General features: G+C 43.8%; 14 protein-coding genes and 1 pseudogene. 3 read left to right on the top strand and 12 right to left on the bottom strand.

Features of this window, described 5'->3' with window-relative positions; all coding sequences use genetic code 11:
• Window positions 1-407: 407 nt before the first annotated feature.
• The 5 genes and pseudogenes from OCY70_RS27185 to OCY70_RS27165 form a co-directional block, all read right to left on the bottom strand.
• Window positions 408-1595: a M20 family metallopeptidase gene (locus tag OCY70_RS27185; RefSeq protein WP_213430635.1), complete on the bottom strand. Its 1188-nt coding sequence runs from the start codon at window positions 1593-1595 to the stop codon at window positions 408-410.
• A 78-nt stretch (window positions 1596-1673) separates the two neighbouring features.
• Window positions 1674-2138 (bottom strand): annotated as a pseudogene (locus tag OCY70_RS27180) (MFS transporter); the annotation flags it as partial.
• Window positions 2139-2789: 651 nt separating this feature from the next.
• Window positions 2790-3320, bottom strand: coding sequence for a GNAT family N-acetyltransferase (locus OCY70_RS27175; protein ID WP_213430634.1), 531 nt, complete (start codon window positions 3318-3320; stop codon window positions 2790-2792).
• 42 nt (window positions 3321-3362) lie between these two features.
• The gene (locus tag OCY70_RS27170) at window positions 3363-3611 is read right to left on the bottom strand and encodes a hypothetical protein (RefSeq protein WP_213430633.1); all 249 of its coding nucleotides are present in this window, start codon (window positions 3609-3611) and stop codon (window positions 3363-3365) included.
• Window positions 3612-4377: 766 nt separating this feature from the next.
• Window positions 4378-4827, bottom strand: coding sequence for a VOC family protein (locus OCY70_RS27165; protein WP_213430632.1), 450 nt, complete (start codon window positions 4825-4827; stop codon window positions 4378-4380).
• Between the two features lie 108 nt (window positions 4828-4935).
• Here OCY70_RS27165 and OCY70_RS27160 point away from each other — a divergent pair, with 108 nt between their 5' ends.
• Window positions 4936-5874, top strand: a complete 939-nt coding sequence (locus tag OCY70_RS27160) for a helix-turn-helix transcriptional regulator (protein WP_213430631.1) — start codon at window positions 4936-4938, stop codon at window positions 5872-5874.
• Between the two features lie 341 nt (window positions 5875-6215).
• Here the strand turns inward: OCY70_RS27160 and OCY70_RS27155 are convergent, their stop codons facing one another.
• Window positions 6216-8300 carry a S8 family serine peptidase gene (locus tag OCY70_RS27155; RefSeq protein ID WP_249725544.1) on the bottom strand — a complete coding sequence of 695 codons (2085 nt, stop codon included), beginning with the start codon at window positions 8298-8300 and terminating at the stop codon, window positions 6216-6218.
• Window positions 8301-8940: 640 nt separating this feature from the next.
• Between OCY70_RS27155 and OCY70_RS27150 the strand changes: the two genes are divergently transcribed.
• The gene (locus OCY70_RS27150) at window positions 8941-10422 is read left to right on the top strand and encodes an IS5 family transposase (RefSeq protein ID WP_261945224.1); all 1482 of its coding nucleotides are present in this window, start codon (window positions 8941-8943) and stop codon (window positions 10420-10422) included.
• A gap of 11 nt (window positions 10423-10433) precedes the next feature.
• On the opposite strand, the gene OCY70_RS36340 is transcribed toward OCY70_RS27150, so the two are convergent.
• The 6 genes from OCY70_RS36340 to OCY70_RS27125 all read right to left on the bottom strand — a co-directional run bounded on the left by OCY70_RS36340 (window position 10434) and on the right by OCY70_RS27125 (window position 20909).
• The gene (locus OCY70_RS36340; protein WP_373871532.1) at window positions 10434-10565 is read right to left on the bottom strand and encodes a hypothetical protein; all 132 of its coding nucleotides are present in this window, start codon (window positions 10563-10565) and stop codon (window positions 10434-10436) included.
• Between the two features lie 106 nt (window positions 10566-10671).
• Window positions 10672-13581, bottom strand: a complete 2910-nt coding sequence (locus tag OCY70_RS27145; RefSeq protein WP_213430935.1) for a type I restriction endonuclease subunit R — start codon at window positions 13579-13581, stop codon at window positions 10672-10674.
• Window positions 13582-13958: 377 nt separating this feature from the next.
• The gene (locus OCY70_RS27140; protein WP_213430936.1) at window positions 13959-15098 is read right to left on the bottom strand and encodes a restriction endonuclease subunit S; all 1140 of its coding nucleotides are present in this window, start codon (window positions 15096-15098) and stop codon (window positions 13959-13961) included.
• Window positions 15099-15330: 232 nt separating this feature from the next.
• Entirely contained in the window at window positions 15331-16812 is a 1482-nt protein-coding gene (locus tag OCY70_RS27135) for a type I restriction-modification system subunit M (RefSeq protein WP_213430937.1), read from the bottom strand.
• Window positions 16805-19225 carry an N-6 DNA methylase gene (locus tag OCY70_RS27130; RefSeq protein ID WP_213430938.1) on the bottom strand — a complete coding sequence of 807 codons (2421 nt, stop codon included), beginning with the start codon at window positions 19223-19225 and terminating at the stop codon, window positions 16805-16807. Before OCY70_RS27130 ends, OCY70_RS27135 begins: the two co-directional genes overlap by 8 nt.
• Before the next feature lie 58 nt (window positions 19226-19283).
• Window positions 19284-20909, bottom strand: a complete 1626-nt coding sequence (locus tag OCY70_RS27125; RefSeq protein ID WP_249725602.1) for a restriction endonuclease subunit S — start codon at window positions 20907-20909, stop codon at window positions 19284-19286.
• A gap of 405 nt (window positions 20910-21314) precedes the next feature.
• Here OCY70_RS27125 and OCY70_RS27120 point away from each other — a divergent pair, with 405 nt between their 5' ends.
• Complete coding sequence (locus OCY70_RS27120) at window positions 21315-22559, top strand: IS110 family transposase (RefSeq protein WP_261944499.1); 1245 nt, start codon at window positions 21315-21317, stop codon at window positions 22557-22559.
• Window positions 22560-23523 lie beyond the last annotated feature (964 nt).

The following is a 23523-nucleotide window of genomic DNA, read 5'->3' as shown; positions in this document are numbered from 1 at the left end:
AACAAAAAAGAAAGAGCTCCTCCAAAGGTGCCAACAGAAGGAACGGCTCCTTCAACAACAGTAGACATCCCCATTGTAACTGTAACCCCACCGCCCACTCTGGCTGACCGGGAGAGAGAACAAGCTGAGTTAGATGAGAAACGGAAACGAAAAGGCGAAATTAAAATGGATAACCTAGAAAATGTAAGTGTAGAAGGTAGTCTGTGAAAAGGGGCATGGCTGAATTTAGAGGAATCTTTATCAACCGGAAACTACATTTTCGTAAAAGTGGATGGTCAATGGAGAGTGTTCCACTCATTTCAAATAAAAAGAACGATCTATAAAATATCCCCTCCGCTCAACATCCGAGATCATCACTACCAACAATCTCACGATGTTAACCAGGAGGGGATACTTTATATACGAGTCTACTTCAACCCATAATACCCGCACACCACTTCCGCCACAGACTTCGCGGCTACGAGCAGCCCGTCTTCGTCGATATCGAACTTCGGATGGTGATTGAAGTAGACCCCTTGCGCGTTCTTCGGCTTGCAGCCAATGTAGAAGAAGCAGCCCGGAATTTTTTCCAAATAGTACGCAAAGTCCTCAGAGCCGGATAGCATATCGCCTTCATAAATCCCTGTTAAATAATCACCGACTCCCTGCTCCAGATAACGAACGACGTTCTCGGTCACTTCCGGATGATTGTAGAGCGGCGGATAATCAGCCGTATAGGTTAAGGTCGCTTGGACGCCGAATGTCTCTTCAATCCCTTTGACGATACGATGAATCTCTTTATCGATCAACGCTTGGGTCTCTGTCGTCATGTAACGCACATCACCTTCAAGCTCGACATAGTCCTTGATGACGTTAAAGCTGCCTTTGCCGTCGAAGGAACCAACCGTCACGACGCCGGTATCGAATGGGTTCAAGCGGCGGCTAATGATCGTCTGAACCGTCGTGACGAAATGCGCGGCAGCGACTATCGCGTCATTGGCCATATGCGGCGAGGAGCCGTGGCCGCCTTTGCCCTGAATGCCGAGCTTGAAGTAGCTGCGTCCCGCCATCGTATAGCCGCTGCGGTACAGCACTTCGCCGGCATCCCCCGTAGGGAAGACGTGAACACCGAAGATCTGATCCACGTCATCAAGAAGGCCGGACTCCACGATGCTCTTGGCGCCCCCGGGAGGCGTTTCCTCCGCATGCTGATGAATGATCTTAATCGTGCCAGGAAGCTCATCCTTGAGCTGAATCAAGCAGTCCGCAAGCACGAGCAAGTAAGCGGTATGCCCGTCGTGGCCGCAAGCGTGCATGACGCCTGGGTTTTCGGAAGCAAAGGGAAGACCCGTCTCTTCCTGAATCGGAAGCGCATCGAAATCAGCCCGCAGCGCGATCGTCTTGCCTGGCTTGCCGCCTTGAATCGTGACGATAATGCCATGCCCGTTTCCGACTTCCGTATCCAGCTTCACCTCTTTGCCTTGATAGAAGTCTCGAATATATTTCGTGGTTTGTTCCTCTTGGAAAGATAGCTCCGGATGGGCATGCAGATGTCTGCGAATCGCAATGATCTCATCCTTACGTTCATCGAGCATCGCTAATAATTGGTCACGCATGTTCATATCCTCCTGTGAATCTGAATAACTCTATCTAATCCCAAACCTCCAAGCTTCCAAGCGCTCTAATCGGCACTTTTATTTCGCAGCCGGAGCAAGAGCTGCATTCTCTTTTTTGCTGCCCTTCGGTGTCGTGATAACCACTGACATTAAGGATACCACACAGAATGCGACGTTCGTTAACAGTCCGACCATGGCGGCCAGCTCTATACTTCCGGCAGCGGCGATAACCCCATACACGCTTGCGGAGATGGCGACACCGAACGAACCGCCGAGCGAGCTCGCCATTTTATAAATCCCGGAAGCAATGCCGACCTTGCTCTCCGGCGCATTGGAGACCGCCGTATCCGTCGATGGCGTCGCGTACATGCCGAGTCCGATACCGAATAGCATGAAGCCGACAAAGACGAGCAGCGTATAGAGAAAGCCGGGGACAAAGGTGAAGGACATCAAGGCAATCCCAATCGCCGTAATGAGCGAGCCCGTAATCATTGGCTTGCGTGAGCCGTGCTTCTGCAGCAGCTTCTCGCCGACACGAATCATGACGAACGCCGGCGACCATCTGCTCGCGCCCGCGGTCCATCTCCCGCGAGAAGCAGTCGAAGTGATAGGAGAAGTACGATTTATCATGCTGGGCAAAGAACTGTGCCGTCAGGCTCAGCACTATGACGATATTATCCTCCTGGCTTGAGATCTCATGCCTGACATTGCGGTTCAGGATCAAGATATCATGAGCCTGCAGCTTATAATCACGAGATGTACTATTCACGGTCAGGCTCCCGCTGATCACAAACAGGATCTTCGTTCCAAAATAACTCGTTGGCGGCATCGACCGAATATTTTCCATGCTTATCTCATAGTTGTTGTTGGTTGCTGCATTCGGCATGGTGAACGCCTCCTTGGCTTAAGTATGACCACATTTGTTGAAAAACATTAGGTTTAGTTCAGTTTACGTGAGCCTATTTTTATTGTCCAGACAAGTGCAGACGCTCCAGTCAGCCCTTTCCAAACAAAAAGGCTTCAAGCTTTAAGGCTTGAAACCTTCATGAATAGCATCTAACGCTCGCCTGACTTTTCTTGCGCAAACAAGTGGTCTATCAACGGCTTCAATATTGATATACATCAAGCGGGGCCTCATGGTATGAGTACAGGAACAGGATCGAACCGGATTATCGCCTAAACGGTGTAAGCAAATCAATCTGTTCTTAATTTTGAATACATATTGAGATCGTTAAACTTTCCGTTTACTTTTTCATACTGTCTCAGTGTTCCCTCAAACGTAAAGTTTAACTTTTGTAATACTTTTACTGATTTCACGTTCTCGGGTTCTACTTTTGCTTCGATTCGATTCAGCTTTAAAGATGAGAATGCGTAATCTAACAAAGAACAGATAGCTTCTGAAGCGTATCCTCTTCCCCAAAATGCTCTAGCAATGTCATATCCAATTTCTGCTTTTGCATTTTCAAAATCTATGGAATTGTAACCACAAGAACCTATGATCTCATTTGATTCAATTTCAATTATGGAGAAACGAATAGCTTTGTTAGCTTGAGAAAGTTCATCAAGGAGTTTAATCATATCTTTTGCCTCATTTTCATCAGTAAAACAATTTATATTCATAAACTTCGTAACTTCTGGATCAGACCAAATTTTAAACAAACTGGACGAATCCTGTACCTTTATTTTTCTCAAATGTAATCGTTCTGTGTGTAACTCTGGAATCAATATTTTTCCCTCCAAGAAATTTTAATAGTTGTCTTACAATACTTATCCGTTTTTGAACATTTTATCAATGCTTTTTTGTTCCTTCTTAAGCATCTTTTTATAAAAACGAATCCCCTTCTTATCCCGAACCGCTTTGCTGCAAGCAAGCGCCTTTTCCAAAACGTTTAGATAAAAATGATTCGTTTTTCTTATCATCCAATCCCCATTCCGGTAGCATAGTTGTGCGCTGATGGATGATGCCTTATCCCGAGCGTCAGCAGCTCTGCAGGTCAGGTTCATCTTGCTTTTCAAGAATATGAAATAGCTTCTCCGCCTCTTCAAGGTCATCAAACTCGATAGCCCTTGTTAATAAACTTTCCGTATCTTCTTTTTCTATATTATCCGGAAACCAGGAAGTCATTCTGTGAAAGAAATTTTCTATATCTTCTTCTCAAAAAAGTGAATCCAACCGGCTTTTATGCTCGAACAGATATGTATTGGATTCGGTAAGCTAAAACCTTTCAAGGTATTTGCAAGTCCTTTCAACTCCGGCAGAAAAAATAACTTCAGCAAAATACCCGCAATACGTATCAAAATTCGCGCATTTGGTTTTCTCAAAAATCCACACGTTTCCGGCCTGCGAAACTTGGCTAACAGATAAGAAATAAGAAGCAATGAATCCCCATAACCTTGGAAAGGATCATGAATTCGGATCTCGACCTCATTTTCCATCAATAACTGGATGAACTCGTAATCCTCCGGCTTCCAACTGTATTGAAGCGCAACGGCTGCTGCGTGTCGTTTGGAATGGTTTATGTCTGGCTATTGATACTCGAACTCTTTCCATAAGTCTCTGGAGTTTCTAATCTGTTCAATACGTTGTCTGACTTCTTTTGCGTCCATACCTCCCCCCTCCTGTGCATAAATGTGAAAACTTTCCCTTCCTTTCATTATAGCAATGAATCAACGGAGGCCGCCATTTTCCTTTGGCACGAGAAGGGGAATTTGAAGAGGAGCAGTTTGTAGTAGCAGAAAAAAAGACCAGAGCCTTGGCTCCGATCTTTCTACCCCAATCCCCTTATTGTAATCTATCATCGAACATGAGTTGAATTTGAATGCCGAACGGATCTTCAATAATACCGTATGCCTCGCTAAACACGTTAGCAGATAAAGGAAAAATGATTCGCACTCGATCATCTGTCGTCAAGCTCTTATAAAAAGATTCAACTTCCTCTAAGTCCGCACTTTGAATGCACAATGAGATGTTGTTGCCAACGGCATATTTTTCTTTGACATCCATTGTATCCTCTGCCAGCATGACTTTGGTGTTTCCGATGGATAAGACAGAGTGAGCAATATTATTCTTATTTTCATCGGTAAGCTGCAGCGAGCTGTCGCGCTTTGCCATGTCTTCGTACGTAACAAGCAACAATTCCTCGGCATTAAAATGCTTTTTGTAAAAATCTACAGCTTCTTTTGCTCTTCCGTTCATGGATAAAAAAATAGCAACTTCTAGTGTGGCACTCATTATTCACTCTCCTTTTGTATCATAATGCAGGTAATTTGCTATATACCTTGAGCTTACTATAATATATAAAGGTATCAAAACATGACACCTTTATAAGGGGATTTATTTATGAAGAAATCCGAAAGATTAAATGACATGATAAGATACTTGAACGGTCGAGAGTTCTTTAATTTACAGGACCTCATGGATAAATACCATATTTCCAAAAGTACGGCTCTGCGTGATATTAGCTCATTGGAACAATTAGGTATGCCTATTTATACGAAGCATGGCAGACATGGACGATATGGTATCTTAAAAAACAGATTGTTATCCCCCATTACCTTTACGATGGATGAAGTGTATGCGCTGTACTTTGCCATGCTGACGTTAGAATCTTATCAATCAACCCCGTTTCATTTAAGCGTTACTCAACTTAATGAAAAGTTTGAAAACTGTCTTTCCAAAAATCAAATCAAGCAGATTCACAAAATGAAAAAAATCCTGGAATTTGAAGCATATCAGCATCATCATGTGAGTCGTTTTTTAGATAAGATTCTCAAAAGCATTCTTAATGAGAGTACCTGCAAGATTCAATATGTCAAAAATCATCAGAAAAAAAGCTACCATGTTCAATTTTTCAAAATTTCCGCCAAGTTTGGTCAATGGTATGCCGCTGGAATCGAGTTAAATACGAATACATATCGAGTTTTCAGATGTGATAGAATAACCGGGATCGAAGAAGAGGAAAACAAGCCTCGCTTTTCGATAGATGAACTCGTTCATCGTTCATTAGAAATGTATCAATCAGAGAGGAGTATTGAGTTTGAAGTAGAGATTTTAGAGCAAGCAAAGGATCTGTTTTATAAAGAACATTATCCTTCGATGAAAATAGAAAATGGTCATAAAACAATGATTAAGGGCTTCTATAATCCAGGAGAAGAGGAGTTTATCGCGGACTATTTTATGAGATATGGTCATCATGTGGCATCCGTGAAGCCTGAATCCTTAAAACAAATTATCCAAGATAGAGCAGAGAGTCTCTTAAATCACTATCAAAAATTATAAGAGTTTTCCCCGCCCCAATAGGGGAATAAGGTTTCCTTACCCGCCTGTGCTTCTCTTCCATCAGATCGCTTACAACGACGAGTTTCGTTTCAGCTTATTGGAACTGATGGTTCTAACTGAACCATCTGTCTCTTTAATTCATCCGTAAATGTACATCTTTTTCTTGGCATAGCAGGTCCGCACCTTGTTCTGATACGTTCATTCGCCGAGTCCTTATTTTTTCGGTCCAACTAATTCGTTTCCAATTATTATTAATGCTCGGAATAAAGAAAAGCGCCTTGCAGACGGAGCTGCGAAGGCGCTCTGTTCGGGGGCGGTTCCCCCGGATCAATTGAACAATCCTATTTCTCTAACCATAATGCCGGTACGTTAAGCGGTTCCCAGCCCGCCATCGAAATATGTTCTTGAAGACACTGGTACGTTTCTCCGTCGTAGATCACTTCCTCCCCGATTTTATACGATATCCCCGGAGCCCAAGGCGTAGCCGGAGACGGTTGTGACGAATCGGAATCCGTCGTTACCGTTACGGCATTGCTTGCTTCGGACCGATTGCCTGAGGCGTCTATCGCTCTAACTGTGAAAGTATATGTGGTATTGGCCGTCAAGTCGGTAACCGTCGCCGAAGTATTCGTGACTGTGGCGGCCAACGAGTCTCCGTTATATACTTCATAAGCGGTTACGCCCACGTTGTTCGTGGAAGGATTCCAGCTAAGCGATACGCTTGTGCCAGTTTGGCCCGTGGATATTAAATCGCCAGGTGCGCTCGGGGCTGGCGTATCGTCACTGCCGCCGTCGCTGAACTGAATCGTCGTATTGGATGAGCTAGGCTGATAGCCTGAAAGTGTGGTGTCGGCTAAAATTCGATAAGTGCCAAGAGGTGTTTGCACATTGGAGGTTACCGTCCAGGTCGCTACCCCCGAACTGTTTGTAGTAGCCGCGTTGGTGAGGGTTGTGCCGTTCGGATGCGTCAAGGTAAAGTTCACTGAAGCTCCTTGCAGCGCATTGCCTTGCTGATCCGTAACGCTTGATGTGATGTTGATAGTGTCCCCGCGTTGATACACAGTTTTGTCCGTCTGCACTGTTGTTGTGGTTTCTCGATTCGGCTGAGGCGTATCGCCGCCCCCGCCGGCTGCTGCCAGCACAGCAGCGTGCGCATCAACAATGCCATGCCCATACTGATCAGTGCTTCCGGCAGGCTGCGCTGTATTCCGGAGAATATCTCCGGCCGCAGCAGGGCTAAGATTCGGATTGACCGATCTCATCAGCCCGAATACGCCAGTCACATGAGGGGTTGCCATCGAGGTTCCTGACAGGGTTGTGTATTGACCGTTCTTATATGTGCTGTATATGTTCGACCCAGGAGCCATCACATCAAGACCTGGTCCATAATTGGAGAAGCTTGAACGCGTTCTGCTCGAGGACACGGAACCAACCGCGATCGAACCGCTGTAAGCCGCCGGATAAGAGATTTTTGGGAGTCCGTCATTGCCAGCGGCAGCCACCACGATGGTGCCCAAGCCGACAGCCGTTTGAATGGCCTCATCCATCCCTTGATCGTAACCGCCGCCACCCAGCGACATATTGATGACATCGGCTCTAACATTAGCGGCGTAAACAATACCTTGTTGAACGCCATACAGCGAACCTGAACCGCTGTCGTTAAGCACTCTAATAGGAATCAAGGTAGCGTTCTGCATGACGCCTGACACCGATCCATAACTGGCGATCGTTCCAGCGACATGAGTGCCGTGCCCATTACCATCGTTTGTGGTACCGCCCACAAAGCTGCTGCCCAAGCTAGTGTTCACCAGATTTTTCAGGCTCGGATGGTTGCTGTCAATTCCCGTGTCAAGCACGCCGATCCGCACTGAGCTCGACCCGGTCGTAATCTCCCAGGCTTGCGGAACCTTAATCATCTCATAATGCCAACGTTGGTTGTTGTGAATATCTTGAGGTGAAACATCCTGCACGGGTGCGGTTTCAAGCGCGTACATTTTGCGGTTTTCCGTGACGTACCGAACATGGAAACCGAGGTTGTCTAGCGTTTTCTCCAACGATATTTTGGCGGAATCGATTGACTTGTAGTCCTCTACAGAGTACTCAACCAAATAGACCAATCCCATTTTTTCTATCGCCGTAGCCCTTACATCGCTATCCAGCGATTGCACCGAGAAACTGCCGGTATCCTGCCCGAACAGTGAATCGGCAATCGTAAAACCGCTCTCCGTGAGCGAATCCGCTTCCATCAATATATCATCCACGCTTTGGCTCGAATCCATGAACGGTTCCTCGAGCGACACCACAAGTTGACCTTCAATATAATCAGTCGAGTGACCCTGAACGGGGCTGCCAAACGACACCCCTGTTAATAAAGTGACCATTAACAAAATGGCGGCTAAAACAGAGCTTAGAAACTTCTTCATCATTATCCCTCCTCCATGGAATAAATAGTTTGTGCTGCTTTCTGGTGTTCAGCATGATGAAATAAAGTTCGTCACGATGCTGAGAAAGCGCATTCAAAGTTCAGATTTACCAATCCTCCTTTTTTCGGTTCTTTCTCCGTGATTTCCTAGATCCCCCCCTTCTTAACGCCATTAATAAATTGGGATTTTGGGTAAATAAATTACTCTTTTTCCCAACTGACTTTATTTTATCATCACTTTTTTGGAAAAGTAAACAGAAAATTTAAAAAGGCAAATCGTCATCTATACGATGAAAGTCCGGAATGGGGGTTGGCAAGCGCGGGCTGAAAGATGAAGTTCTTATCTGGGGGGCCTGCGGAATACGCAAAGTATCTTCGTAACAGCGGCTGAGAAGTCGCGCTGAATCCTCATGATGGCTAATTCCCGCCGCGGCCCTTGGGAAATGGCTCGAAACTTAAATAATGCCCTTCCGACCTCCTATTGGGAAGCGAAAGGGCTGAAAAGTTTGCTTTCTCGTTATTTAGGGCTTGCTGAACAATCATTTTTCAAAGGTTTTACAAGGATTTCTGGACTCTAACTCGAAATAAAATGCAAGGAAAATGCGAATTTCTTGCAAAAAATCGTGCACGTGGAGTGAACCAACATGTATCGTAGAACCGAAAGCCAGCCTCAGTTGTTCGAAGATTTCTACTTGCCGTTTGGCGGTAAATTAAATAAGGAGAACCGTTGGGTTCAACTGGCCGCTATCATCCCGTGGTGGCGGGCAGAAGAATTCTACGCGAAGTCGTTCAAGAAATCAATGCGCGGTCAGATCCCTTTGTCTGTTCGTATGGCTTTGGGAGCGCTGTACATTCAGGAACGTATGCAGCTCGATGATCGAGAGACGGTCCAGCAGATCGCCGAAAATCCGTACTACCAGTACTTCCTTGGGCTGCCGGCGTTCCAAGATAAGCCTCCGTTCCATCACTCGCTGTTGACCCATTTCCGCAAGCGATTGGGTGCGGATGTCATTGAACGAATCAACGATTGGATTTTGGAAGAGGACGCAGAGCGAAAGAAGCAGGAACAAAACAAGAGCGATCCTCAAGATCCTCCAGGCAGCGGCCATGGCTCTGATGGAACATCCGTTAATGAAGACGGCAAAAGCAAAGAGAAACCATGCAACAAAGGCACCTTGATGCTCGACGCGACCTGCGCACCGGCCGACATCTCGTATCCGACCGATTTGAAATTATTGAACGAGGCGCGGGAAAAACTCGAAGCGATCATCGATGTTCTGCACGAGCCTTTCGTCGGGAAGGCCAAGAAACCGAGAACGTATCGTCAAACCGCCCGCAAACGCTACCTCGAGATCGCCAAGAAACGGCGAACGGGTGCCAAATCCATCCGGAAAGCGGTTGGCAAACAGCTTCGTTATGTTTCGCGTAATCTTGGCATCATCGAAATGCTGGCAGCGAAAAGCAGCTTGAATCAACTGGGTTCGCAGCAGTATCGGCAAGTGCTCGTCATTTCCGAGCTGTATCGTCAACAGCAAGAGATGTACGACAAACGGACACACTCGGTGGAAGATCGAATCGTCAGTCTTTCCCAACCGCATGTACGGCCGATTGTACGCGGGAAAGTGAATGCTCCCGTCGAGTTTGGGGCAAAGCTGGCGATCAGTCTGGTGGGCGGTTACGCTCGAATGGAGAAGCTGTCCTGGGATAACTTCAACGAAAGCATGACACTGAAAGCTTCCGTGGAGTCGTTCGTCCAGCGATATGGGTGTTATCCGGAAGCCATTCTAGCCGACCAAATCTACCGAAACCGGGAGAACCTTCGCTATTGTAAGGAGCATGGAATCCGTTTGAGTGGTCCAAACTTAGGGCGTCCGAAGAAAGAAGCGGAACCCGATCGGAACCAGGCCAGACAGGATGCTTCAATGCGTAACGCAATCGAAGGAAAATTCGGAGAAGGCAAACGCTCCTACGGACTGGGGCGTATTCGAGCACACCTTCGAGAGACAAGCGAAACGGTCATTGCCCTGCAACTGCTTGTTATGAATCTCGAACGCAAGCTGCGCGTTCTCTTTTTGCCGATTTTCAGACTGCTTCTGAATCTGTGCCGTCAGCCTCTGTGGGCCTAAAGGCAATATATTCAGCAAGCCCTAATTATAAGCGGCTGAATACAGTACATCTTATCGCCTTCGTTGGAAAATTCGGACACATCATCAAGTAGCGCTGTAACTTCACCTTCAGTCCAACGATACCCTCTTTGATATGAAGGCACGAAAAAATTGTGACCTTTCAGGTCTCCTATTGTCTTTATTTCAATTGCTAAATTTCTAACCTCCTAAGAGTGTCTGGTCATAGCTAAGCAACACTTCATCACAGAATTAGTAATACTGCTCAATATACTGATAGGCTTTATCAAAGACTTCTTTGTCTTTAATTTTGTATTTGACCCAGACAACACTCCGGAGAGCTTTCTTCACTTCCTGTTTTCCTGCAGTTGTACCCTGCCAACCATCGAAACGTACGATCTTAACGATATCATCTATATCGTTAACAATTCGTTCAACGATAATTGGTGTCTTTGAATTCCTCACCCCATCAAAAAGCTCTGTCAATGCTGCCTTACCTTTATCCACTTCTTCCTCAGGCACTACTTCTTTCTCAGCTTCTGCAGCTTCCCGCGCAAGTTCTAATAGCAGTTTTAGAAACTCAATACTGGTTATTAGCCCTTGCTCGTGTTTCTCACGGAGATTTTCAAGCTTTTCTCCTAACTTAACGAATTTAACGTCATTACTGTGTTTGCGAATTTTCGCGACCAAATCAATTTCAACTTTGATCGTTGTCTTTCTCAGGTCCTTTTGTTTTTGAATAAATTCATCGATTAAATCTGCATCCATCGTAAGAATTTCCATATCATCATGTACTTCTCCCACTTGCAGATTCTCATGAACCAATTCCAACGTCTTCGCTCCGAGTGAAGCCCATATCAACCCGCCTCTTCCATCAGTAGGTTTCACCGATTCAAACACTCTTGTCAGCCACTGAAAATCGTATTTCATAGGATTCAGAAACGGATCTGGAGATAGCGCATCCCACGCTCGATTGAGAACTTTATAATCAGCTCCAAACTCATCTTTGATTTTATTCGTTGGCAAACATTCTTGTGCAGCAATTAAACCTTCCCAACCATCAATTGTACGGTCCACTCCCATGAAATAACTCAAGCACTTACGCATTAGTGCCGGAATCTGCTTCTTGACCTCTTCAATATTGGAAATGACCTTTTTCATACTCGATTCATCAAAGTCCAATGCTGTTGCTACATTATCAAAAATACCTATGTAGTCAACAATTAAACCGTGTGTCTTACCTTGATCATAGGTTCTGTTAGTACGACAGATGGCCTGAAGCAAGTTATGATCTTTCATTGGCTTATCAAGATACATAGCCTGCAAAATAGGTGCATCAAAACCGGTAAGAAGCTTTGACGTTACTATTACAAGCTTCAGTGGGTCGTTAGGATCTCTAAATCTGTCTAACATCTTTCCTTCTGCATCCCTATCACGTTTGTAGGCTTTATATTTATCTTCCTTGTCATTGTTTGTGTCCATAACGATTGTAGTTGCATCCGGACCTAGCAATTTATCAAGCTCTTCTTTATACATAAGACAGCACTCTCTGTCATAACAAACAACCTGACCTTTGTATCCGTTCGGTTCAATTTTCTCCTTGTAATGCTTGGCAATATGCTCGCATACCTTTCTGATACGCTTACGGTCATACATAATTGCTTTCATGTTGACCTTTCGAGATAACTCTGCTTTATCTTCTTTAGATAAATTCTCTGTTAATGCTTCAAATTCAGCATCGAGCTTTTCTCTATCAACATGCAGGTCAACTGGAACCGGTTCGAAATTCAACGGCAGTGTCGCATTGTCTCGGATTGAGTCCGAGAAGGAATACTTGCTCATATAACCACTCTTATCTTCTACTGCACCAAATGTATTGAAAGTATTTCGATCAATACGATTAATCGGTGTACCTGTAAGGCCGAAGAAAAACGCGTTCGGAAGAGCAAGACGCATCTTACTACCTAGATCACCTTCCTGAGTTCTATGAGCTTCATCAACCATAAGAATGATATTGTCTCTTGGGTTTAACTCCTTTTTAATATCACCAAATTTAAAGATTGTTGTAATTGCAATCTTTCTCTGGTCTCCCAAAAAGAAGGATTCTAATTCCTCCTTTGAGCCAAGACTGACGAGATTAGGAATATCTGCAGCGTTGAATGTTGCAGTTATCTGCGTCTCTAAGTCAATGCGGTCGTCAACTATAACTACTGTTGGATTGTTTAATTCAGGGATCATTCTAAGTTTCTGTGCTGCAAAAACCATTAGCAGCGATTTACCGGAACCCTGAAAATGCCAGATAAGACCTTGTTTTGGGTATCCGGCCTTTACACGTTCCACAATAAGATTCGCACCCTCATATTGTTGATAACGGCATATGACTTTAAATTTGCGGTACTTTTTATCTGTTGCAAATAATGTAAAGAACTGAAAAATGTCCATGACCTTTTCAGGTGTAATCATATCTTCAACACTGATTTTCACATCAGCAAGACTTCCTTCACTTTTGTGTTCCGGAGTATGCCATGGACCCCACATTCCAATAGGCATACAAACGGAACCATATCTGTAACATTTACCTTCTGTAGCAAAATTGAATATGTTAGTTACAAACATGCCCGGTATGCTTTTTTCATATGCAGCTATGTCTCCAGCAGCATCCAACCATGTTATAGAATTACGAACAGGCGTTTTCAACTCGCCAATCGCTACAGGAAATCCATTAATCAGAAGTACAATATCAAGCCTTTTACCATTTTCTTTTTGTGGATATACCCATTGGTTTGTGACAACATATTCGTTCAGCGCTAAGTCTTCTTTAGTCATTGTTCCAAAGAAACGGATGGGAATCATACGGCCATCTTTGCCGAACGGGTACGAGTTCTCCTCAAAAATCATCTTCTTGAACAGCTCATTCTGCGTTACTAGATTGGGCGACTGAACCGTCAATATTAACGTACGCAGTTTATAGATAACTTCGTCTGCACGCGATGGTTCTGCAGCAATTTCAGGGTTAAGGCGGATGAGGGCTTCTTTTACCTTAGATTCAACCATGACATCAGAGTATTCACGTGGCAATTCTTCGGCAGGAATGTACTTCCAACCATTGCTCTTAAGTGTCGTAAGCGTCATTTGCTCAATCGTGTTATCTTCATTGAACATCTTGTACCCCTCCAATCTTAATAACAATATCGGTAACGATTACGCGGAAAAAGTGTGTATTCGAAGTAATATTAACCTACACTATGGTCGACGACGCTGGTTAAGTAATTCTTGCTATACTATGATCACGCAGATTAATCAAACCATTAGCTTATATTGATGTATCAAACTGCAACTTTGGCTTCAGTTGTTAATATTTCATTGATCCAAAAGACGAATTTTGAGTGTTTTTTTGAGCAGTCTTCTACTCGTTTGGGCCGCGAGCTCTCAGTGCTTCTTCCTATCAGATCCCGCTTAATTCCTTACGATTAATTATTGGACCACAAAATCTACTTGATGTTGTATTAACATGGATACGGAGGATATCAAATTACTTTTCAGCCGAGATTCTCCGAAATAATTCTCTTGTAAGTGGAATCCAGCTCTTTAAGTGCTTCTTCCAGTGCAAATTTTGATTTATCGCTCTGGCGAACGATTTTTTCAAACTCATTTTGAAGCTCAATTGGCGGCAAGGAAATGGGATATTGATCCAGAAACGTAATTGGAACTCTTCTTTGCCCGCCGGTGCCTGTCATGACCTTTTCTGCGTCTTGCCTGAACTTACTAAACATTGTGATGGTATATAGCCAAAATGGATTGCTTTTCCCAATGATAGGTCGCAACACATGGAACTCTGTAGAGCCAAATCCAGCCCCGTTTTTGAGTCCAACCGCTATGCCTCCCTTACCATTTTCCATACAAGGTGTAATTTTCGCAAACAAGACATCATTTTCTGCAAAGTATGTAAAGCCTTTGCAGACTTCTGAGTAGGGTCTCAGAATGCTCGAGTCAACAATTCCTTTTTCACTTACTGAAGGCATTGCTACGAATGAATACTCAGCTTCAGAATCTAAATCTTTAGGTCTTCGTGGATTAAGTTCACAGCAGTTCCCTAACGTAGTTAATCCCCAACCTTTAATGTCGCTTCCGATTTCTCCAAACATCTCGATAAATTGAGACTTCACTAGCTGCTCGGTTGCAGTTATTAACTTCCTGTAGCTTTCCCTTGTAACGTTTACCGCCCAGAGTACCTTGGCTAGTTTTTTTTGTTCTGCTAAAGGGGGGAGCTCAAATTCAAGAATCTTTAGATCACGCCAGTTTATTGTGGGTGAAAGTGAACCCACTGAAATTTTTATTGCCGCATTCAAGAAGTAGTCCGAGCTTATAAACAGCGGAAAAAAATCTTTATCTATGACATCCTCTTTAGGCCTCAAAACCATGCCGTGCGCAGAGAAAATTCCATCAAAAGGAGCAACCGCAACCTTCTTTTGATAAGCCCTACGCTTTCCAAAAAGAACATCACCTTTCTTCATAACAAGCTTTTCACCTATTGGAGCAACATCAGTACCGAAACGTGTTACTTTCAAAGATCCTGGATCGAGATGTTCAAGGCCGATATAGGTGAAACGATCTTCTTCAACAGGTTTTTTCTTCTCTGTGCTGTTATATGCGATCTCTTCAAAGCGATATTTTGCCATAACGCATACCTCCATTTATCTGAGCTACGAGTGAGTAAAACCAGCCCTTTGAGAGCCCGATAAATTGAAATTTCACAAGCTCGTCTGTCTTCCGAAGCAGATTTTGGCATTCTTTCCAATTGCGTCTATAGCCCACAGGATCTCCGCCAACTCACGTTGCTTGTCCATATCTGGTTGTTCTCTACTTAATTTACTAAAATAACCTAAGAGCGCTCTACTCATCACTTTCGACCTAATTCCCGAGCATTTCATTTAATTTCATATAGCGTTGTTTCATGATTTCTGATGTGGTTCTCCAATCCTCATAGCATTCTTGCAGAGAACGCTCATCTACTTCGATATCCTGACCCGCATGCTTAACATACAGCGGAATGCTCAAAGAAAAGTTATTTTCTTCCATTTCCTGAATTGTTACAACACGAGCGAAATCGCCATCCGTTTTATAATCGCGGTAAGCTTCAGCTATCTTTTGGATATGCTTTTCCTCCAAAAAGCTCTGTGCATTTTTGCGTTCAACCTCTTTAACTGCATTGATGAATAGAACTTGTCCACGTCGTTCTGGTCGTTTATTCATACGACAAATAATGATACAAGCCTCCATCGGAGAGTTATAGAATAGATTTGGACCTAACCCTATAATGCATTCAAGCAAATCTTTGCGAACGAGGTTTTCGCGCATCGCACTCTCTTCATTTCTAAATAGCACGCCGTGCGGGAACAGTATTGCACAGCGACCGGTTTCCTCATTGAGGCTCTTGACAATATGCTGCAAGAAAGCATAATCAGCACGCCCTTGTGGCGGTACACCAAGGAAATTTCGACCGTATTTATCGCTAGCAAATGCTTCACGATCCCACTGGCTAATAGAGTAGGGGGGATTGGCTAGGATCAAATCAAATTTCCTTAACTGACCGTTTTCAATAAATGCAGGTGCTTTTAATGTATCACCATTGACGATGTCAAAGTCTTTCACACCATGAAGAAAAAGATTCATTTTTCCAATGGCGGATGTAAGTGCATTAATCTCTTGTCCAAAGACGGCAACATTACGCCATTCTTTTTTCTGCTTCTTCAAGTATGCAATCGCGGAAATTAACATCCCAGCACTGCCGCATGTAGGATCATATATGGATTCACCGGATTCGGGTTTCAGCATTTCCGTCATCAAGTGTACCACCGTACGGTTCGTATAAAATTCCTGCGCGGTGTGGCCGCTATCATCAGCAAACTTTTTTATCAAATACTCATAACCCTGACCGAGTTCGTCCTCCGGGCAGTTCTTAATAGAGAGTGTTTTAGTGCTGAAATGTTCAATTAACTCTTTCAGTAACCGATCAGGGAGACGATTTTTATTTGTCCAGGCGCCATCGCCAAAGACGCCTTGCAGTTTGTCAGAGTTTGCATTTTCGATTTTTCGGAAAGCATTTACTATAGCAACACCGACATTCTCGGATACTGCTCGAACATCACGCCAGTGAGCGCCTTCTGGTACGATGAAACGGTGATTCTCCTCCCACTCCAGGGCTTCTGCATCTCCACCGTATTCTTCAAGAATTTGTTCGCATTCCTCATCATAAACATCGCTGATACGCTTGAAGAAAAGTAATGGAAAAATGTACTGCTTATAAGCTCCTGCATCAATATTTGTTCGTAGTAGAACAGCAGAATTCCAAAGGTAGGACTGCAATTCTTCAATTGTGATACGCTCACTCATTGACATATCCTCCTTCCAGGAGAAGTTTCATCATTTCCTCTTCAGCTGCAACCATCTCGTCAAAAGCTTCAAAATATTCTCTTCGAACCTCTGCGGGCAGTACAGTTTCTTGTTCTTTCTTTTCAATATAATTGTTGATTGCCAGTGAGTAGTCCTTGCCGCGTATATCATCTATACTGACGATCTTCACGTGTTCGATTACATTCTCGTAATTAGTGTAGTAATTAAACACCTTCTGGATATCATCATCAGTCATAATGTTCTGTGCCCGCTGGGGAGTATAAATACTTGAAGCATCAATCATACATATATGACCTTTTTGCTTATTCGATTTGTTATTATTCAGAAGCAGGATACAAGCTGAGACACCTGTTGAGTAGAATACGCCACCTACTAACGTAATAATGCACTCCAACTTATCGGACTCGACAAGCTGTTTACGAATCTCGCCCTCTTTACCACCACGGAACAATACACCTTGAGGAAGTACGACAGCACATCGTCCGTTATTAGGATCCATGGATTTAACCATGTGCTGCAACCAAGCATAGTCACCATTAGAGTCCGTAGGGCATCCCCATATATTGCGTCCGTATATGTCAGAACTAAACTGTGTAGCACCCCAGTTTTTCAAAGAAAATGGCGGGTTCGCAATGACACAATCGAAGGTCTTCAACTTACCGCCTTCCAAATAATTTGGTGATCGCAGCGTATCACCTTGAGTAACCTTGAAGTCTTTTGCTCCATGAAGAAAGAGATTCATTCTGGCAATTGCAGACGTTGCAAGGTTCTTCTCTTGACCATAGATACGACCATAAGTGAGTTTATCACCCTTCATATAACGGATAGCTTCAATGAGCATACCACCAGTTCCAGCTGCAGGATCGTATACAGATTCACCAACTTGTGGTGCCAAGAGCATAACCAGAAGTTTTACAATTGAACGCGGGGTATAAAATTCGCCCGCATTCTTCTTTGATAAGTCCGCGAATTTTTTAATTAAGAACTCATAACTGTCACCCATAACATCAGCAGAATAGTTATTATTTCCGACCTTAATTTTTGACATATGCTCAACTAGGTTTTTCAATCGTTCATCCGAAAGCTTTGTTTTATCTGTCCAGTTTGCATCGTCAAAGCTGCTAAATACGCCATTAAGCGTATCTGGGTTAGCACGTTCTATTCCATTCATTGCCTTAACTATTGCTATTCCGACGTTCTCACTAACTTCGCGAACGTCTTGCCAATGGCACCCATCAGGAATAATGAAGCGATGGTTTTCTGGAAAACTAGCAAATTCCTCATCGCCCCCGGATTCTTCTAAGGCGGCTTGGGTTTCTTCATCATACACATCTGATAGTCGTTTAAAAAAGAGAATTGGCGTTACATAGCCTTTATACTCATCCTGATTAATTGGACCACGCAGAATATTGCAGGCTTCAAAAAGGTGAGAAAAGAGCTTTTGGCTTGTTGTTTCTTCAGGCTCTGAAGTAGTGTTTTTTAGTGCTTCGTCAGCAGCATCCATTGCTGATTGGATCATTTCTTCTCTACCTCCAGTTTTAATTTTGGCTCCGACAAACTCTTCTTTAATGCTGACACTCCCTGAAGACTGTATCTTTTCCATCTTTGCGGGATATAGATTTTCGAATTCAAGCAATATCCTCAGAAGCCGTTCATCAAGAAATGTCAGTGCATGTTTCCTGATATGTGTCGGCACACCGTAGTAGGCTTCTGCCACGCCTCCAGTAATCGCAGCCAACGTATCACTGTCTCCGCCAATAGAGATAGCGTTACGGACTGCATCTTCAAAATTGGAAGACTCGAAGAAAGCAACAAGTGCTTGCGGAACTGTTTCTTGGCAAGTTTCGTTAAATTGATACGTTTCCCGAATTCCATCGAGCGAGAAATTCATGGGGTAGTAGTGCTTATCAATATAATCACGAATTTCCAAGATATTTTTCCCGCTACGAGCCAGATAGACTGCAACCGCAGTAGCTTCAGCGCCTTTTATCCCCTCAGGATGGTTATGTGTTACAGCTGTCACCTTGTGCGAAATTAATTTAGCTTCTTCGATGGAATTGGCTATGTAACCACAGGCGCTAACTCTCATTGCGGCACCGTTACCAAAACTGTTGTATGGCTCAGGAGCGTCTCTAAACATCCATTTATAGAATCTATCTCCATACCCGCAATTCGGATAGTGTCTTCCAATATCTTGCATGGATTTAACAGCTTGGTCGCCCAAGTCTCTATAATCACGTTTACAACTCATAAGTGCATCACATATAGCTAATGACATCACCGAGTCGTCAGTGAAAAAGCACTTGTATGTTAAAAAATCAAAATCTTTCGAGCGATGATTATCCCATTCAAATCTGGAACCGACAATATCGCCAATTATAGCTCCGATCATGTGTAGCTTCCTCCCCTGGTGCCGGGCTGATACTTATTTACATCACAGTTATCTAAGTTTATTGTTTTACCTTCAAAATAGTATTTTGAAGTCTCTCAATTACTCCATTCCATCTATCTTCAGCAAGACGAATGCTTTCTACATATCTAGAACGTTCCTGTTCATATTCTTCTGCAATCATTTTTTGTTCTTCAACCTTAAGCAACGGGATTTCTAGCGACTTCAAATCTTTATAGCTAATATTGATGACGAATGTACCTTGCTGCTTTCCTGCTAAGGCTTTGTTCCCCATAGGACTATCTAAGAAAACTTTTAAGTACGTGCCTAAAAGCAGTTTTTCATTCGGTCTTATTACAATGATGTTTGATGACGCGATGCAGGGGTACTTCTGTTCTTTAAAAACTGCTATTCTAATCGCCGTTCCCCGTGCTGGCAATAATAAATCTCCATCTCTAAGTAAGTAATTCGCAACTTTACGTTCTTCCTCTTCGATGTGATCCAGACCCTCATAATCAATGTCAAAATCTTTTAGATTCGATATGTTTACGACTCCAATGCTACCATTAGCATCTTTCTTGTTGATCGCCTTTCCGCGAAAAACTTCAGCAACATTACCTAGTTCTTCTTTTTTAGCACTTGATCTCTGATAACGTTGCCAATCCTCATCCACCATCCCAAAGATATGATCAACATTCCAATGACCCATTTCCATTAACTCGTCCAACATAACAAATGTATCATCAATGAGAATCAGTTCATCGATTCCATTTTTTTTTATGTTGCTTGTAGGAGCTTCATATCTTTTAATCATTACATCTTCTGTTCGGCCTGTGGTGATCGTAAACATATAGGTTTTAATAGCAGTAGATGCAAATATCCCGGCTGGTAGCTCAGCTATTTCTTCTAGTTTATACATACCTTGTATAAAATCCCTTAAGTCCTTTATCGAGCCTGTAGCAAAGGTTATTCTAGCTGGTAGTACAATCACTAACACACCCGAACTATTCAAATGTAAGAGCAAGTTTTCTACGGCTATCATTTCATATTCCCTACAAATGAAATTTCCATTATCTTCGCCGCGCTCTCTTGCCCCAAATACAGGTACCGCCAGAATTAAATCAAATTTCCTTGCTGAAAATTCGTAATCATAGATACTTGTCTGTTCGACAATTACATTCGCGTGCTCCTTAAACATTTCATCAAGAAGAACTTTACTCACACTAGTCATTGTAGTTAAGGAAAATTCGCAATCAGAATGTCGGTTTACTAATTCAGTAAGGTAAGGTACAAATTTTTCAGCTTCAGGTATCAATACCATTCTAGTATTTGGATTAAAGTGTTTTTCAAATTCTGTAATTAACACTTTTGGTATATAAAACATCTCTTTAGGATCTACAGACGCAAGAACCATTTCCAAATCAATATCTTCATCATCCATCGCCATAAAAGCACTAAAAAAAGCCTTCGAATCTGGATATGGATTGTTCATTCCGTAAGTATCTGCTATTGAAAGCATAACCTCATAAGCTTTGTGCTCGGTGGGTTGGTTTGAATTTGATACAAACTCCTCTTTAGTCTTTTTCAAAAGAAACGATGCAACAGGCAGATCAGACTGAACAGTATATCCCCTCAAAGCATTATAACGATTCCAAATATGGCTTATCCGCTTGTCGTTACGCATCATAATCCCCCCCTCGTATAGTATTTCCTGAAGGCAGTTTTGAGTCTTTTTCCAGTCCTTTATAGGAACATAGAATGCCTTCAAAATTTCCAGCTTGCACATTGAAAATTAATATGGGGACTGGACTTTCCGGAATGTCTCTGGACAATGGAACTTAGGGTTCCATTCGGGGAAATTCGTCTCCCTCCTGTAGTCCAATCTACTTTTTAAGTCTGTTTCTCCGGTACTCGCTTGCACTTCTTACCCGCTGGCTGTTCCCTTCGGCAACTCATGCCCGACTGTAGCAGCGTCGGGGCAGCTCATGAACCGAAGCGTGTTCTCATATGCGAGGGTGATTGATCGGCGAGTGCGCCGGAGACAGTCCGGAGAGTCCGTTCCCTGAATCCCTTATAGAAAGGAGGAATTCTCTTGAAGCTTTTTGTCGGTATTGACGTCAGTTCCGAAGAACTGGAAGCCTGTTTGATGAAATCGGATGGCGACACCCTGGAGACCTTCAAGACCACCAACAATCTGCACGGCGCCTCTTACTTGCGGGATCGCATCATTTCTGCTGCGGTCAAGACAGCCTGCTCTGAGGTTCATATCGGGCTTGAAGCCACATCCGTCTACAGCTGGCATCCAGCCATGTACTTGCATGAAGATGAGGCCCTTCAACAATTGAATGCCAAGGTGTTCACCATTAATCCGAAGCTGATTAACAAATTCAAAGACGCTTATGCCGACCTGGACAAAACCGATCGCATCGATGCCTGGATCATTGCAGACCGCCTGCGTTTTGGCAGACTCACGACGACTATCGTGATGCAGGAACAGTACATCGCCTTGCAGCGGCTCACTCGCATGCGATTCCATCTCGTACACAACCTTACCCGCGAGAAGCAATACTTTTTGCAAAATCTGTTCTACAAGTGCAATGCTTTTCGCGCGGAGGTGGACAGTTCCGTGTTCGGCCATGCCATCATGGAAATGCTCTCGGAAAAGTATAGTCTGGATGAGATGGCGAATATGGATGTCGCCCGTTTGGCTGACTATCTCAAGGACAAGGGGAGAAATCGTTTCCCCGATCCCGAACACGTCGCCCGCTGTATTCAAAAGGCGGCTCGGGCCTCGTACCGTCTCTCGAAGGTTGTCGAGGATTCCATTGATTTGGTGCTGGGCACCTCAATTCAGTCGATCCGGAGCATCCAGAGTCAGCTTAAAGAGCTCGACAAGGCGATTGAGCGCATTTTAGACGGCATTTCCAGCAGCCAGTGCCTCCGTTCCATTCCGGGCATTGATCGGGTCTATGCCGCAGGCATCCTGGCCGAGATCGGCGACATCGACCGCTTCACGGATCAAGCCGCCTTGGCCAAGTATGCGGGTCTGACGTGGCGCAAGCACCAATCCGGCTCCTTCGAGGCGGAAGATACAAAGCGCATTCGTTCCGGCAACCGATTCCTTCGCTACTACCTTGTTGAAGCTGCCAACTCGGTAAAAAACCGCGACCCGGAATTCGGGGAGTACTACCGGAAGAAATTCAATGAAGTCCCTAAGCATCAACACAAACGTGCCCTCGTCTTAACGGCAAGAAAACTTGTGCGTCTGGTCGATGTGCTGCTACGCAACGACCAACTCTATACGCCCAGAAGGAAGGTGAAGCCGACAGAGCAATAATGCCTTGGCTCATGAATTTTCTTCTCTAATTCCCAGTTAAATTATGGTATTTTACTTAATTTTCGACTGGGTCTAGTTTGGTGATGCCTTTTTTGGGATTGATCCTGCTGCACGCCAAGGAAATTTTCCAATTCTCATCAATCAGGGACTTGACATCATACCGCTGGACTTACCAAAACAGCTCACAATTAATCATATATATAAAATGTAGCACCGCAGAAAATTCATGTCAATTGTTATTTATTTTTGGTATGAAAATACCAAAAATAAATTCACTATTTTTTTCTGGATAGCATCTATATTCTCCTGTAGCTGGAGAGGAAAACGAAATTACAATGAATGGGGATATATCGGGTCACCTTTCAGTGACCTTTGAATCACCTTTGGTTGACCTTTGGGTGACCTCCGGGTGACCCTAAGTCACCTTATCATTTCTTTTGGAGTATGCTTGCGGGTGAGCCATAATTAAAAGCACCAGTTTTGCCTTATTTGAGTATGATTTCTTTACGCGACCCTATACGCTGTTTCTAGGTGACCCAAAGGTCACCCTTGGTTGAACTCATGGTCACCTTTAGGTCACCCGTACTTTTCTATTGACACCTAGTAAACTCGTAGGTTAGACTACACCCATACCACTTTTTAACTTTCTCCCTAGCCTGATGCATGCGCAGAGCAGGCCATTCTAAGCTTAAATTTCTTTTTAACCAATTATTCAGGCCAGTGGTCTGTCCGTTCCTAATCTGATAATAATCAGCATAAACCGAAAGGCCCGATTGGGTAGTGAGATCCTCTTCACTTTCCTAATCGGGCTTTTTTTGTTATCCAAAGCCACAGAATTTTGATGAAAATCAAAAGCCTGTGGCTTTTTTATATAGATTTGTTTGGCCGTCTGACGGATTTTGCAATTTGAGAAAGCCATACTCTCCCCCCAAAGATCGCTTGCGGTCGCGGATGGCTGGAAAAA

Source organism: Paenibacillus melissococcoides (genome assembly GCA_944800085.1).
Lineage (GTDB): Bacteria > Bacillota > Bacilli > Paenibacillales > Paenibacillaceae > Paenibacillus_B > Paenibacillus_B melissococcoides.
The sequence above is the reverse complement of the archived record's forward strand: the minus strand, read 5'-3'. Positions and strand labels throughout refer to the sequence as shown.

Excerpts from the sequence above, each read along its gene's own strand:
- OCY70_RS27150 (WP_261945224.1), top strand. The coding sequence starts at position 8,941 with ATGTATCGTAGAACCGAAAGCCAGCCTCAGTTGTTCGAAGATTTCTAC.
- OCY70_RS27140 (WP_213430936.1), bottom strand. The coding sequence starts at position 15,098 with ATGGCAAAATATCGCTTTGAAGAGATCGCATATAACAGCACAGAGAAG.
- OCY70_RS27125 (WP_249725602.1), bottom strand. The coding sequence starts at position 20,909 with ATGATGCGTAACGACAAGCGGATAAGCCATATTTGGAATCGTTATAAT.
- OCY70_RS27160 (WP_213430631.1), top strand. The coding sequence starts at position 4,936 with ATGAAGAAATCCGAAAGATTAAATGACATGATAAGATACTTGAACGGT.
- OCY70_RS27155 (WP_249725544.1), bottom strand. The coding sequence starts at position 8,300 with ATGATGAAGAAGTTTCTAAGCTCTGTTTTAGCCGCCATTTTGTTAATG.
- OCY70_RS27135 (WP_213430937.1), bottom strand. The coding sequence starts at position 16,812 with ATGAGTGAGCGTATCACAATTGAAGAATTGCAGTCCTACCTTTGGAAT.
- OCY70_RS27130 (WP_213430938.1), bottom strand. The coding sequence starts at position 19,225 with ATGATCGGAGCTATAATTGGCGATATTGTCGGTTCCAGATTTGAATGG.
- OCY70_RS27165 (WP_213430632.1), bottom strand. The coding sequence starts at position 4,827 with ATGAGTGCCACACTAGAAGTTGCTATTTTTTTATCCATGAACGGAAGA.
- OCY70_RS27185 (WP_213430635.1), bottom strand. The coding sequence starts at position 1,595 with ATGCGTGACCAATTATTAGCGATGCTCGATGAACGTAAGGATGAGATC.
- OCY70_RS27145 (WP_213430935.1), bottom strand. The coding sequence starts at position 13,581 with ATGTTCAATGAAGATAACACGATTGAGCAAATGACGCTTACGACACTT.